Annotated in this window: 12 protein-coding genes; 5 read left to right on the top strand and 7 right to left on the bottom strand. The window is 68.5% G+C overall.

All coding sequences use genetic code 11. From position 1 onward, the window contains the following. Positions 1-2: 2 nt before the first annotated feature. Positions 3-1,136: a beta-ketoacyl-ACP synthase III gene (locus ACG04R_RS04415; protein WP_394406665.1), complete on the bottom strand. Its 1,134-nt coding sequence runs from the start codon at positions 1,134-1,136 to the stop codon at positions 3-5. 142 nt (positions 1,137-1,278) lie between these two features. Here ACG04R_RS04415 and ACG04R_RS04420 point away from each other — a divergent pair, with 142 nt between their 5' ends. From ACG04R_RS04420 to ACG04R_RS04430, 3 genes are all read left to right on the top strand, one after another. Beyond that, positions 1,279-2,586 carry a DUF3422 family protein gene (locus ACG04R_RS04420; protein ID WP_394406667.1) on the top strand — a complete coding sequence of 436 codons (1,308 nt, stop codon included), beginning with the start codon at positions 1,279-1,281 and terminating at the stop codon, positions 2,584-2,586. 221 nt (positions 2,587-2,807) lie between these two features. Beyond that, positions 2,808-3,785 (top strand): GMP reductase, encoded by a 978-nt coding sequence (locus tag ACG04R_RS04425; protein ID WP_394406669.1) that lies wholly within the window; start codon positions 2,808-2,810, stop codon positions 3,783-3,785. Between the two features lie 212 nt (positions 3,786-3,997). Beyond that, entirely contained in the window at positions 3,998-4,744 is a 747-nt protein-coding gene (locus ACG04R_RS04430) for a PEP-CTERM sorting domain-containing protein (RefSeq protein WP_394406671.1), read from the top strand. A 3-nt stretch (positions 4,745-4,747) separates the two neighbouring features. Here ACG04R_RS04430 and ACG04R_RS04435 read toward each other — a convergent pair whose 3' ends face one another. The 4 genes from ACG04R_RS04435 to ACG04R_RS04450 are packed head-to-tail and all read right to left on the bottom strand — an operon-like array spanning position 4,748 to position 7,278. Continuing rightward, a complete protein-coding gene (locus ACG04R_RS04435) occupies positions 4,748-5,833 on the bottom strand; it encodes an ATP-binding protein (protein WP_394406673.1) in 1,086 nt (361 codons plus the stop codon). Beyond that, the gene (locus ACG04R_RS04440) at positions 5,830-6,543 is read right to left on the bottom strand and encodes a response regulator transcription factor (protein WP_394406674.1); all 714 of its coding nucleotides are present in this window, start codon (positions 6,541-6,543) and stop codon (positions 5,830-5,832) included. Before ACG04R_RS04440 ends, ACG04R_RS04435 begins: the two co-directional genes overlap by 4 nt. Positions 6,544-6,550: 7 nt before the next feature. Next, positions 6,551-6,847: an ATP-binding protein gene (locus tag ACG04R_RS04445; RefSeq protein WP_394406676.1), complete on the bottom strand. Its 297-nt coding sequence runs from the start codon at positions 6,845-6,847 to the stop codon at positions 6,551-6,553. Then, positions 6,844-7,278 carry a Spy/CpxP family protein refolding chaperone gene (locus ACG04R_RS04450; protein WP_394406678.1) on the bottom strand — a complete coding sequence of 145 codons (435 nt, stop codon included), beginning with the start codon at positions 7,276-7,278 and terminating at the stop codon, positions 6,844-6,846. The genes ACG04R_RS04445 and ACG04R_RS04450 overlap by 4 nt, the downstream gene beginning before the upstream one ends. A 190-nt stretch (positions 7,279-7,468) precedes the next feature. Between ACG04R_RS04450 and ACG04R_RS04455 the strand changes: the two genes are divergently transcribed. Beyond that, positions 7,469-10,282, top strand: a complete 2,814-nt coding sequence (locus ACG04R_RS04455; protein ID WP_394406680.1) for a valine--tRNA ligase — start codon at positions 7,469-7,471, stop codon at positions 10,280-10,282. On the opposite strand, the gene ACG04R_RS04460 is transcribed toward ACG04R_RS04455, so the two are convergent. Next, entirely contained in the window at positions 10,279-11,223 is a 945-nt protein-coding gene (locus ACG04R_RS04460; protein ID WP_394406682.1) for an NAD(P)-dependent oxidoreductase, read from the bottom strand. The genes ACG04R_RS04455 and ACG04R_RS04460 overlap by 4 nt on opposite strands. Positions 11,224-11,308: 85 nt before the next feature. On the opposite strand from ACG04R_RS04460, the gene galU reads away from it, so the two are divergent. After that, positions 11,309-12,202 carry a UTP--glucose-1-phosphate uridylyltransferase GalU gene (galU, locus tag ACG04R_RS04465; protein ID WP_394406685.1) on the top strand — a complete coding sequence of 298 codons (894 nt, stop codon included), beginning with the start codon at positions 11,309-11,311 and terminating at the stop codon, positions 12,200-12,202. Here the strand turns inward: galU and ACG04R_RS04470 are convergent, their stop codons facing one another. After that, positions 12,203-12,430: a sulfurtransferase TusA family protein gene (locus tag ACG04R_RS04470; RefSeq protein WP_394406687.1), complete on the bottom strand. Its 228-nt coding sequence runs from the start codon at positions 12,428-12,430 to the stop codon at positions 12,203-12,205. Positions 12,431-12,434 lie beyond the last annotated feature (4 nt).

A 12,434-nucleotide genomic window follows, 5' to 3' on the forward strand; every position in this document is an offset into this window, starting at 1 on the left:
GTTCAGCGCTTCTTCACGACCACGCTGCCGATCGAGTAACCGGCGCCGAACGAGCAGATGACGCCGGCGTCGCCGGCCTTCAGATCAGCCCGGTGGTGGTGGAAGGCGATGATGGAGCCAGCCGACGCCGTGTTGGCGTACTCGTCCAGGATCAACGGCGCGATCTCGCTGCCGGCGTCGGCGCCGACGAGCTTCTTGATGACGAGCTGGTTCATGCCCTGGTTGGCCTGGTGCAGCCAGTAGCGGCGGACCTGCGTGGGCTCCAGCCCCAGCTTGCCGAGGTGGGTCTCGATGTGGGCGGCCGCCATGGGCACCACTTCCTTGAAGACCTTGCGGCCCTCCTGGTAGAAGGTCAGGTCGCGCGCGTTCGGGTCGCGGTCCTCGGCGCGGTTCATGAAGCCGAAGTTGTTGCGGATGTTGCTGCTGAACTGCGTGGCGAGTTGGGTGCCGAGGATCTCCCACTGGTCCGGGCCGGTCGCCGTGTCGGCGCGCTCGACGATGAGTGCCGTGCAGACGTCGCCGAAGATGAAGTGGCAGTCGCGATCGCGCCATTCCAGGTGGGCCGACGTGATCTCGGGGTTCACGACGAGCACGCACTTCGAGGCGCCCGAGCGCACCGCGTTGAAGGCCTGCTCCAGCGCGAACGTGGCCGACGAGCAGGCGACGTTCATGTCGAAGCCGTAGCCGCCCGCGCCGAGCGCCTGCTGGATCTCGACAGCCATCGCCGGGTAGGCGCGCTGCATGTTGGCACTCGAACACAGCACGGCGTCGATGTCCGCGCCCGTCTTGCCGGCCTGGGCCAGCGCCTTGCGAGCCGCGTCGGCAGCGATCTCCGCCATCAGCGACAGCTCGCCATCGCCGCGCGGCGTGAAGCGCGGGTACATGCGCGCCGGGTCCAGCACGCCGTCTTTCTCGATGACGTAGCGCTGCTTGATGCCCGACGCCTTCTCGATGAACTCGACACTGGAGTGTGTCAACGCGGAACGTTCGCCGGCCGCGATGGCGTCGGCGTGCAGCGCGTTCTGCTGGTCGGCGTAGGCGTTGAAGGCCTCGACGAGCTCGGCGTTGGTGATGACATGCGGGGGCTGGTACAGGCCGGTGCCGCTGATGACCACGGGCGGGAATGAAGCTTGCATATTGAAGACGGAAGCCGCCGCCTGTTGAAGTACGAAGCCTGAAATTTTATCGAGCCAGTTTGACGACCGGGGACCTGTTGATACTGCGGCGACGCGACCCGTTGCCGCAGTATCAACAGGTCCACGCACTAGCCTGGGTTCCATGAACGACGACTGCCTGCTCCCTCCCGACGACGCGCTGCGTCTGACGCTGCACAACGAGGTGCACGCCCGACCGCCGGCGCGCATCCGCCTGCCAGCCGTCATCGTCCACATCGCGGTGCTGAACGACGGTGTCAGCCGTGCCGACGAGCACGCCCACCTGCGCCGCCTGCCCGGCCAGCAGGATCTGCCCGAAGACGCGCTGAACGCCAACTTCCTGCGCCTGCGCTGCGGCGAGTTCTCGATGAAGTGGGAGCGCCACGCCGAGTTCACGCGCTACTCGGTCGTGCAGGCACTGCCGGCCGACGCCGAGGCCAGCGCGCAGACACTGGACTCCCTGGCGCCGCGTGTACCAGGCGACTGGCTGGCCCGCATCCCGGGGCGCACCTTCGCGGCGATCAAGCTGGTCATGCTCGAGCGGCTGCTGACCTTCGCGCCCAGCGCGCTGGCCGAAGCCCAGGCCTGGTTCGGCGCGCATGCCGTGGTCGCGTCGACGATGGGCGGGCATTCGCTGGTGGTGACCGACTTCCGGCTGCGCGCCAGCGGCTTCGAGCACATCGTCGTGCTGGCCGAGCCCGGCACGCCCGAGACCCGCGCCGGCCGCATCTGTCAGCGTCTGCTGGAGCTGGAGACCTACCGGCTGATGGCCTTGCGCGGCCTGCCCGCGGCCAAGGCACTGGGCGCGACGCTGGCCGAGGTGGAGGCGACGCTGGCCGCCATCACCGCGCGGCTGGAGCAGCGCGGCACGTCGGAGGAGGAACTGCTGGACGACCTGATCTCGACCGCCGCACGCGTCGAGCACGCGACCGCGGAGCACCAGTACCGCTTCGGCGCAACCCAGGCTTACCACGCCATCGTCCAGACGCGGCTGAACGAGTTGCACGAGGGCAAGGTGGCGGGCACGCAGACGCTGGGCGAGTTCATGCAGCGCCGGTTGTCACCGGCCATCGCCACCGTCGGCGCCACGGAGCAGCGGCTGGCCAACCTGTCACGACGCATCACGCGCGCCAGCGCGCTGCTGCGCACGCGGGTCGACATCGCCACCGAGGCGCAGAACCAGCAGTTGCTGGCCCAGCTCGGCGAAGGCCAGCGCACCCAGCTGCGCATGCAGGCCACCGTGGAAGGCCTGTCGCTCGCGGCCATCACCTACTACGTCGTCAGCCTGCTGGCCTACGGCTTCAAAGCGATGCACCATGAGGGCTGGCTGCCGGTCAGCCCGGAGCTGGCGATCGGCGCAGCCATCCCGCTCGTGCTGTTGGCCGTCTGGCAGACGACGCGGCGCATCCACCGCAAGTTCTTCAGCCACTGAGCGCACCGGCGACGGCACGGGCCGCGTAGAATCAATCACCGGGCCCAAATTTTGTCTTCGGCCCGGCGCGTCGCGCCTTAACTTCGCCAGCGAAGTTAGCCTGCGACGCGACGGCCTCCCCGGCCGTCGAGGGCGCCAGCCCTCATGCCGAAGCAAGTCAAGCGCTCGCAGCCCAGGTCGCGCACTGCCTAACGCGCGCCGTAACTGTGAACACCACTGACATGGAAATCTTCGACTACGACAACATCCTGCTACTGCCGCGCAAGTGCCGCGTGGAGAGCCGCTCCGACTGCGACACCTCCGTGCAGTTCGGCCCGCACCGATTCCGCCTGCCCGTCGTGCCGGCCAACATGAAGACCGTCGTCGACGAGCCCATCACCGAGCTGCTGGCCCGCGAGGGCTACTTCTACGTGATGCACCGCTTCGACCTGGACAGCCTGGCCTACGCCAAGTCCATGCGCGACAAGGGTTTGCTGGTCAGCCTGAGCGTCGGCGTGAAGCCGGCCGACTACCAGTTGGTCGACCAGCTCGCGGCCGAAGGCATCGGCGCCGACTACCTGACCATCGACATCGCCCACGGCCATGCCGAGAGCGTGCAGCGCATGATCGGCCACATCAAGCACAAGCTGCCCGACGCCTTCGTCATTGCCGGCAACGTCGGCACGCCCGAGGGCGTCATCGACCTGGAGAACTGGGGCGCAGACGCCACCAAGGTCGGCGTGGGCCCGGGCAAGGTCTGCATCACGCGGCTGAAGACCGGCTTCGGCACGGGCGGCTGGCAGCTGTCGGCGCTGAAGTGGTGCTCGCGCGTGGCCACCAAGCCCATCGTGGCCGACGGCGGCATCCGCCACCACGGCGACATCGCCAAGAGCGTGCGCTTCGGCGCCTCCATGGTCATGATCGGCTCGCTGTTCGCCGGACACGAGGAATCGCCCGGCACGACGGTCGAGGTCGACGGCCGGCGCTACAAGGAGTACTACGGCTCGGCCTCGGACTTCAACAAGGGCGAGTACCGCCACGTCGAGGGCAAGCGCATCCTGGAGCCGGTCAAGGGCCGGTTCGGCGACACGCTGCGCGAGATGCAGGAGGACCTGCAGAGCTCGATTTCGTACGCGGGCGGCACGCAGCTGGCCGACCTGAAGAAGGTGAACTACGTGATCCTGGGCGGCGAGAACGCGGGGGAGCACCTGTTCATGTGACGGCCGCGGGCGGGCATGGAGCACGAAACACGGCCTGCATCTCTGGCGGGCCGGCAACTCGCGCTGTCCATCGCTTCGCCGCAAACGAATCAGGCGTTTCATCGCCCGCGCGATTCGGGGTGAGGCCGGCGGCCGGAACACAAAAGCTTGACACACTCGCACCCCGCAGAAGGTCTGGCCTGCCGCCAGCCTCACACCCCAGGGAGTTCCTCGTGAAAATCGCTTTCGGCCGCACCCTCACCGCGTTGGCCATCGGCCTGCTGGCTGGCAACACCGTCTACGCGGCAGACGCCAGCGCGTCCCTCACCAATGTCCACATCCGCGTCATCGACCTGGACCCGCTGGACGGAATCACGGCCGCGGTGACATTCGAGAACGGGTCCACCACGCTGTTCGCCAACAATCTGGCCGCGAACGGCTTGCTCGGCGCCAGCCTTGGCCCGCTGACCGACCCCTCCGGCACCCATGGGGCGACGGCTCAAAGCACCTCGGGCGACTTGTTCGCCATGCCGGGATGGTCGGCTTCCGTCTCTGCCCACGCCACGGGCGCCGGTTCGTCGAGCAGCGCAAGCGCCGGCCAGTTCGCGACCTTCACGCTGACCGCCAACACCTTGCTGGTCATCACCGCGGACGCGCCGTCGGCCACCGGCACCGCAGCGGCGGGCGAAAGTGCGTGGAGCAACGCCTACATCGAGCTCGAAACCCAGGACTACGCCACGGTCGGTTACTCGGGCGCGACCTTCAGCTCCGGCGGCCAGCCCACAGTGGCACCAACGCGGCTGCAGGCAACCCTCGCCAATCTCGGCGGCACGTCCTTGAACGGCCTGCTGTTCTCCGGCGCCCAAGTCCAGGTGACGAGCACGGTGAGCGCCGTGCCGGAACCGCAGAGTGCGGCCTTGCTGCTGGCGGGCCTGGCGTCCATCGGCGTGGTGGCTCGCCGCCGCCGCGCTTCGCGCTGAATCTCAGCGCAAGGTCAGCGAGACCTCGAAACCCGGCTCGGCATTGCGCATGTCGAGCCGGCTGCCGTGCGCTTCGGCCACCAATCGGCACAGGCACAGGCCGAGCCCGACACCACCGTCGTGGCGGGTCCGGGCTGCATCGGGCCGGTAGAAGGGCTGGCCCAGCTGCTGCAAGGCGTCGGGCGGCACGCCAGGCCCGAAGTCGCGCACCGTCAGGCGCACGCCGCTGCCATCGCGGGCCAGGCTGAGCTGCACGGCGCCACGCGTCGCGTCGTTGTGACGCAGCGCGTTCTGCACGAGGTTGCGCAGGCACAGCTGCACACGCAGGCGATCGAGCCGCAGCGGCTGCAGGTCGGGTTCGATGTGCAGCTCGACGCCCGGCTGCGCCTGCTCGCGAGCGAGTTCAGCGAGGTCGCAGTCGGACAGCTGCAACGCGCTGTGCCCGCCGCCCAGCCGCTCGCTCTCCAGCAGCGCGGTGATGAGGTCGCGCATCTGCGCCAGCTCCAGCAGCAGCGCATCACGCGATTCGCCCTCGCCCACCAGCTCGGCATGCAGCCGCGCCCGCGTCAGCGGACTGCGCAGCTCGTGGCTGATGGCCAGCAGCAATGCACGCTTGCCGTCCAGCATGGCCTGGATGTCGGCGGCCATCTGGTTGAAGCGCATGGCGAGGTCGCCGATCTCGTCGCCATGGATGACCGGCACGCGGTGAGAGAACTCGCCGCGGCGAAAGGCGTCGGCCCCCAGCGCCAGCGCGTGCAGCGGCCGCACCATGTGGCGGATCAGGCCGAACGCTGTCCCGATGACCCCCAGCAGCCCGATCACACACAACAGCAGCACGTCGGGGCTGCGCATGGCCGCCCACAGCAAGATGCTGCTCGTGCAGGCCAGCACGACGAAGATGGCAATCAGCCGCGCACCCAGCGAATGCTTGAAGCGCCTTTGCTGGTGATGCCAGCGCTGGTGCCAGCGGTGCCGCAAGCGCCAGCGGTAGTTCCAATCGCGCCGCATGCGCTTCAGGCGCTGCTCGCGCTTCTTCTGCTTGCGGTCCCAGCGCTCGCGCCAGCGGTGGTCGTAGGGGTGGTTTCTCAAGCCGCGCGCTCCGGCAGGGCGAAGCAGTAGCCCGCGTTGCGCAGCGTCTTCAGCGCCGCCAGCGGCTCCAGCTTTCGGCGCAGGCGGCTGACGAGGATGTCCACGGCGCGCGTGAACAGCTCGGCCTCCTGGCCGCGCAGCCGGTTCAGGATGTCATCGCGCGAGAACACCCTGCCGGGCTCGCGGGCCAGCATCAGCAGCAGTTCGTATTCGGTGCCGGTCAGCTCGACGAGGCCGGTCGCGCAGCGCACCTCGCGACGCGCCGTGTCGATCTCCAGCCCCTCGAAGTTGAGCCTCGCCGACGGCTGGGCCGTGGAGGGCGCAGCCACCGGGGCGAGCCGCGTGCGGCGCAGGATGGTCTGCAGCCGCGCCGCCAGCTCCCGCGGCTCGAAGGGCTTGGGCAGGTAGTCGTCGGCGCCCAGCTCCAGGCCGACGACGCGGTCGGTCAGGTCGCCGCGAGCGGTCAGCATCAGCACCGGGATGTCGCGCCACGCGTCGTTGCCGGCGCGCAGCTGCCTGCAGAACTCGAAGCCGTCCATCTCGGGCAGCATGCCGTCGAGGATGAGCGCGTCGAAACGCTCGACGGCCAGCCGAGCCAGCGCTGCGCTGGGCCGCGTGACGGCGTCCAGCTGCAGGTCGAAGCGGGCCAGGTACTGGGTCAACGGGCCGGCCAGCGCCTCGTCGTCGTCGATCAGCAGCAGTCGGTGCATGTCGCGATTATTTCGGCATGACGCGGACCAGCGTGATCGCACGCTCCGGGCAGGCGCGCACGCAATGCCCGCAGGCCTCGCAAGCATCCGCGTTGGGCGTGAAGGCCTGCTCCCAGCCATGAGCCATGCCGCGCAGCTTGCCGAACAGGCTCAAGGCCTTGCGGTCCTCGGGCGGCAACTTGCCGAGGCTGAAGACGTTGAACGGGCAGACCGCCAGGCACTCGCCCTTGCCCTCGCAGCGGTTCCGGTCAATGTGCGGCATGAAGCGGCCGCGCGGCTGTGTGCCGCAGTGCACGTCCATCATGCGTCGTCGCGGCGGCCGCGCCCGAAGCGGCGCATGACGAAGCGCAGCACCTGGCGCTGCTCGGCGTCCAGCGAGTCGAAGAAGTCGGCGAACGACGCGACAAGGCCGGGGCCGGCGGCGCGCAGCGCGTCCAGCCGGGCGTCCAGCATCTGCTGGGCCGACTCGCGCGGGAACTGCTCACCGGCGATCAGGCTGGCCAGCTCCGGGCCGCGGGCGACGCTCTTCAGCGCCTCGCGCTGGCGCTGGAGCTGCTCAAACCAGACGCCGAGTCGGCGTTGCTGCTCGTCGTCCAGGTCCAGCTTGGCGCCGACGCGGGCAAGGAGATGCTGGGCGTAGCCATCAGCATGCCGGCCGAAGCCACGGCCGTGATGGCCGTGGCCAAAGTGGTGGTGAAACTCGTGATGGGCGTGCCAGCGACGAAAGAAGTTCATGGGGTGCTCCGTGGGCGCTCTAGGCCCGGTGGTTGGGATGGCTGCCATCATTCCGGGCACGCCTTCGCAGAGCATCTCGCCGCGGTATCGCCGGGTTTCGTTTTGTATCGGGGGCGACCCTTAAAATCGCGCCCTTCCTCCCCTGACGACAAGCCCCGTTTCTGCACGGGGCGCCAGCCGAGACCGCCCTGTGACCGAACTTGCCAAGTCCTTCGAACCCGCCGCCCTGGAAGCCCACTGGGGCCCGAAATGGGAGGCTGCCGGCCTGTACGCGCCGACCCTGGACCCGGCCAAGCCATCCTTCAGCATCCAGCTGCCGCCGCCCAACGTGACCGGCACGCTGCACATGGGCCACGCCTTCAACCAGACGGTGATGGACTCGCTGACGCGCTACCACCGCATGAAGGGCGACAACACGCTGTGGGTGCCGGGCACCGACCACGCCGGCATCGCGACGCAGATCGTCGTCGAGCGCCAGCTGCAGGCCGCCGGCCAGAGCCGCCATGACCTGGGCCGCAAGAACTTCGTCGCCCGCGTGTGGGACTGGAAACAGGAGTCCGGCAACATCATCACCAGCCAGATGCGCCGCCTGGGCGACTCGGTGAGCTGGGGCCACGAGTACTTCACGATGGACGAGAAGCTCTCGACCGTCGTCGTCGAGACCTTTGTGCGTCTCTACGAGGAAGGCCTGATCTACCGCGGCAAGCGCCTGGTCAGCTGGGACCCGATCCTGCAATCCGCCGTGTCGGACCTGGAGGTATCGTCCGAAGAGGAAGACGGCTCGCTGTGGCACATCCGCTATCCGCTGGCTGACGGTTCGGGCTCGCTGGTCGTCGCGACGACGCGGCCCGAGACCATGCTGGGCGACGTGGCCGTCATGGTCCACCCCGAGGACGAGCGCTACGCCGCGCTGATCGGCAAGCTGGTCAAGCTGCCGCTGACGGATCGCGAGATTCCGGTGATTGCCGACGACTACGTGGACCGCGAGTTCGGCACCGGCGTCGTCAAGGTCACGCCGGCCCACGACACCAACGACTACGCCGTCGGCCAACGCCACAAGCTGCCGATGATCGCGGTGCTGGATCTGCAGGCCAAGATCAACGACAACGCACCCGAGACCTACCGCGGGCTGGACCGTTTCGTCGCCCGCAAGCGCATCGTGGCCGACCTGGAGGCCCTGGGCCTGATGGTCGAGATCAAGAAGCACAAGCTGCAGGTACCGCGCTGCGAGCGCACCGGCCAGGTCATCGAGCCGATGCTGACGGACCAGTGGTTCGTCGCCGTCACCAAGCCCAGCGCCGACGGCAAGAGCATCGCCGACAAGGCCATCGCCGCCGTCGACACCGGCGCCGTGAAATTCCACCCCGAGCAGTGGGTCAACACCTACAACCACTGGATGGGTAACCTGCAGGACTGGTGCATCTCGCGCCAGCTGTGGTGGGGCCACCAAATCCCGGCCTGGTACGGCACGGGCGGCGAGCTGTTTGTCGCCCGCAGCGAGGAAGAAGCACATGCCCGCGCCAAGGCCGCCGGCTACCTCGGCGAGCTGACCCGCGACCCCGACGTGCTGGACACCTGGTACTCGTCGGCGCTGGTGCCGTTCTCGACGCTGGGCTGGCCCGAGAAGACGCTGGAGCAGGAGCTGTTCCTGCCGTCGTCCGTGCTCGTGACGGGCTACGACATCATCTTCTTCTGGGTCGCCCGGATGATCATGATGACGACGCACTTCACCGGCAAGGTGCCGTTCAAGGACGTCTACATCCACGGCCTCGTGCGTGACTCGCAGGGCCAGAAGATGAGCAAGTCCGAAGGCAATGTGCTGGACCCGGTCGACCTCATCCAGGGCTGTGACCTGGAGACGCTGACCGCCAAGTCCACTGTCGGCCTGCGCAAGCCCGAGACGGCACCCAAGGTCGCCGCCCGCGTGAAGAAGGAGTTCCCCGACGGCATGCCGGCCTACGGCGCCGACGCGCTGCGCTTCACGATGGCGAGCTACGCCAGCCTGGGCCGCAACATCAACTTCGACACCAAGCGCTGCGAGGGCTACCGCAACTTCTGCAACAAGCTCTGGAACGCGACGCGCTTCGTGTTGATGAACACCGAGGGCCAGGACTGCGGCCTCGCGCACGCAGAAGGCCACTGCCCGCCCGGCTACAACAAGTTCAGCCAGGCCGACCGCTGGATCACCAGCGAGCTGCAGCGGGTGGAAGCCGCCGTGGCGCAGGGCTTTGCCGAATACCGCCTCGACAACGTCGCCAACGCCGTCTACAGCTTCGTCTGGGACGAGTATTGCGACTGGTATCTGGAGATCGCCAAGGTGCAGATCCAGACCGGCGACGAAAGCCAGCAGCGCGCCACGCGCCGCACGCTGATCCGCGTGCTGGAGACGACGCTGCGCCTGCTGCACCCGATCGCGCCCTTCATCACCGAAGAGCTGTGGCAGACCGTGGCCCCCGTGGCCGGCCGCAAGACGGTGGACTACATCGGCCAGGCGCCCTACCCCGTCGCCCAGCCGGAGCGCATCGATGCCACGGCCGACGCCTGGGTGGCGCAGCTGAAGGAGGTCGTCGGCACGACGCGCAGCCTGCGCGCCGAGATGGCCCTGAGCCCGAGCGACCGCGTGCCGCTGCTGGTCGGCGGCGACCTGTCCTTCCTGAGCGAAGCCGCCGCCGTGCTGAAGGTGCTGGCCAAGCTGTCCGCCGTCGAGCTGATCGCCGACGAGGCCGAGTTCGCCAAGCAGAGCGCCACGTCGCCCGTGTTGGTGCACGGTGCGGCCAAGCTGGCGCTGAAGGTCGAGATCGACGTCGAAGCCGAGCGCGCGCGCCTGACGAAGGAAGCCACGCGCCTGGAAGGCGAGATCACCAAGGCCGAAGCCAAGCTGGGCAACGAGAGCTTCGTCGCCCGCGCGCCGGCAGCCGTCGTCGAGCAGGAGCGCGCCCGCGTGGCCGGCTTCAAGGAAACGGTCGCCCGCCTGCGCGAGCAGTTGGCCCGCCTGCCGGCCTAGTACGCCAGCGACGCCTTGGCCGGCGGCTTCTTGCCGCCTGCCGCCGGGCTCAGCAGCTGATCGATGCCGCGCGCCACGGCCCAGGCCGCCCGCACGCGGGATTCACGGGTCGTGCCCGCCAGCCGCGGCGTGACCTGCAGATGGGTCATGCCGTGCAGCGGCCGGCCCGACTCCAGCCAGCCCGGCTCCAGGCTGTCGAACCACGCTGCCCGCATCCGGCCGCTGCGCAACACCTGCGCCAGTGCCCGCTCGTCGACGATGCCCGACTGGCTCAGCCCCACCAGCACCTGGCCCGGCCGCGTCGTCTCCAGCTGGCGCTCGCCGACGAGGCCACGGTAGCGGTCGAAATAAGGCAGCAGCAGCACCAGGCCGTCGCTCTGCTCCATCAGCTGTGCCAGGCTGACCGCCTCGACGCCCCAGCGCGCCCAGGTCGCATCGCTGGGGTGCACCGCGGGGTCATAGCCGACGACGCGCGAACCAAAAGCCTGCAGCAGCTGCGTCAGCACCTGGGCTGCCGGCGTCAGGCCCAGCAGGCCGATGGTCGAGCAGCCCAGCTCGCGGCCCACCTTCAGGCCGTCACTGCCCTCGACGGGCACGCGGCGCAGCAGGCTCAGCAGCGCACCGATGGCGAACTCCGCCTCGGCGCTGGCCGTCGACGCCTGCGAGCGCACGACCTCAATGCGTTGCCGCCGGCAGGCTTCCATGTCGATGTTCTCGGCGCCGCCGCTGGCGCGGCCGATGGCGCGCAGCGTGCGCGCGCCGCGTAGCAACTCGGCGTCCACCCTCACCTCGGGCGGCGCGATGAGGGCGCGCGAATCCTGCAACGCCTCGAGCAGACCTTCGGGGTCGCCAACCAGTTCAGGCGCGAAACGTGCATCGTGTCGCTCGGCGAGCCACTGCACGACATCGGCTTCCAACGGCTCCAATATCAGGACGGTCATGTTCTATTTGTGGCCGACTCAGGGGGCAAAACCGTCACAACCCGCGTGACACAATCCTTGGCAACCCTAGTCAACCAGTGTACCCATGGCCTCTTCGTCTCGATCACCGATCACCAAAGCCATCTTCCCGGTTGCCGGTCTCGGCACGCGTTTCCTGCCGGCCACCAAGGCCCAGCCCAAGGAGATGCTGCCCGTCGTCGACAAGCCGCTGATTCAGTACGCGGTCGAGGAAGCCTACGAGGCCGGTGTGCGCGAAATGATCTTCGTCACCGGCCGCCACAAGCGCCCCATCGAAGACCATTTCGACATGACCTTCGAGCTGGAGGTCGCGCTGGAACAGGCCGGCAAGCAGGAGCTGCTGGACGTCGTGCGCAGCGTCAAGCCCAACGACATGGAGTGCATCTACGTGCGCCAGGCACAGGCGCTGGGCCTGGGCCACGCTGTGCTGTGCGGCCAGCGTCTGGTGGGCAACGAGCCCTTCGCCGTGCTGCTGGCGGACGACCTGATGGTGGGCCCCACGCCCGGCCGCGGCATCCTGAAGCAGATGGTGGAGCAGTTCGCCGACTGGCGCGCCTCCATCCTGGCCGTGCAGGAAGTGCCGGCCGAGCACACGCGCCGCTACGGCATCGTCGCCGGCACGCAGGTCAACGACAACCTGATGGACGTGAACCGCATCGTCGAGAAGCCCGCGCCTGAAGACGCTCCGTCGCGCCTGGGCGTGGCCGGCCGCTACATCCTGACGCCCGGCGTCTTCCACGAGATCGCCAACCAGCCACGCGGCGTGGGCGGCGAGATCCAGCTGACCGACGGCATCGCCGGCCTGCTGCGCCGCGAGAAGGTGTTCGCCTACCGCTACGAAGGCAAGCGCTATGACTGCGGCAGCAAGGAAGGCTTCCTGCAGGCCAATGTCGAACTGGCTCTAGCCCACCCGCAGCTTGGCGCGGGCTTCAAGGAATACCTGCAGAGCCTCTCGCTCTGATCAGCGCCTGCGCAGCACGTGAATGAACTCGGTGCCGGCAGCCTGCTGCTGCACCAGTTCATTGCCCGTCTGACGCGCGAAGGCCTGGAAGTCGCGCATCGACCCCGGGTCGGTCGCGACGACCTTCAGCAGGTCGCCGCTGGCCATCTCCGCCAACGCCTTCTTGGCCTTCAGGATGGGCAGCGGGCAGTTCAGCCCCCGGGTGTCGATCTCGCGTTGGACGTCCATCGCC

Origin of the sequence: Pelomonas candidula (assembly GCF_043555985.1) — a bacterium.
Taxonomy (GTDB): domain Bacteria; phylum Pseudomonadota; class Gammaproteobacteria; order Burkholderiales; family Burkholderiaceae_C; genus Pelomonas; species Pelomonas candidula.

What these genes read in the sequence shown, in the direction of transcription:
- ACG04R_RS04415 (WP_394406665.1), bottom strand. Translation starts at nt 1,136, where the DNA reads ATGCAAGCTTCATTCCCGCCCGTGGTCATCAGCGGCACCGGCCTGTAC.
- ACG04R_RS04420 (WP_394406667.1), top strand. Translation starts at nt 1,279, where the DNA reads ATGAACGACGACTGCCTGCTCCCTCCCGACGACGCGCTGCGTCTGACG.
- ACG04R_RS04425 (WP_394406669.1), top strand. Translation starts at nt 2,808, where the DNA reads ATGGAAATCTTCGACTACGACAACATCCTGCTACTGCCGCGCAAGTGC.
- ACG04R_RS04440 (WP_394406674.1), bottom strand. Translation starts at nt 6,543, where the DNA reads ATGCACCGACTGCTGCTGATCGACGACGACGAGGCGCTGGCCGGCCCG.
- ACG04R_RS04445 (WP_394406676.1), bottom strand. Translation starts at nt 6,847, where the DNA reads ATGATGGACGTGCACTGCGGCACACAGCCGCGCGGCCGCTTCATGCCG.
- ACG04R_RS04450 (WP_394406678.1), bottom strand. Translation starts at nt 7,278, where the DNA reads ATGAACTTCTTTCGTCGCTGGCACGCCCATCACGAGTTTCACCACCAC.
- ACG04R_RS04460 (WP_394406682.1), bottom strand. Translation starts at nt 11,223, where the DNA reads ATGACCGTCCTGATATTGGAGCCGTTGGAAGCCGATGTCGTGCAGTGG.
- galU (WP_394406685.1), top strand. Translation starts at nt 11,309, where the DNA reads ATGGCCTCTTCGTCTCGATCACCGATCACCAAAGCCATCTTCCCGGTT.
- ACG04R_RS04470 (WP_394406687.1), bottom strand. Translation starts at nt 12,430, where the DNA reads ATGGACGTCCAACGCGAGATCGACACCCGGGGGCTGAACTGCCCGCTG.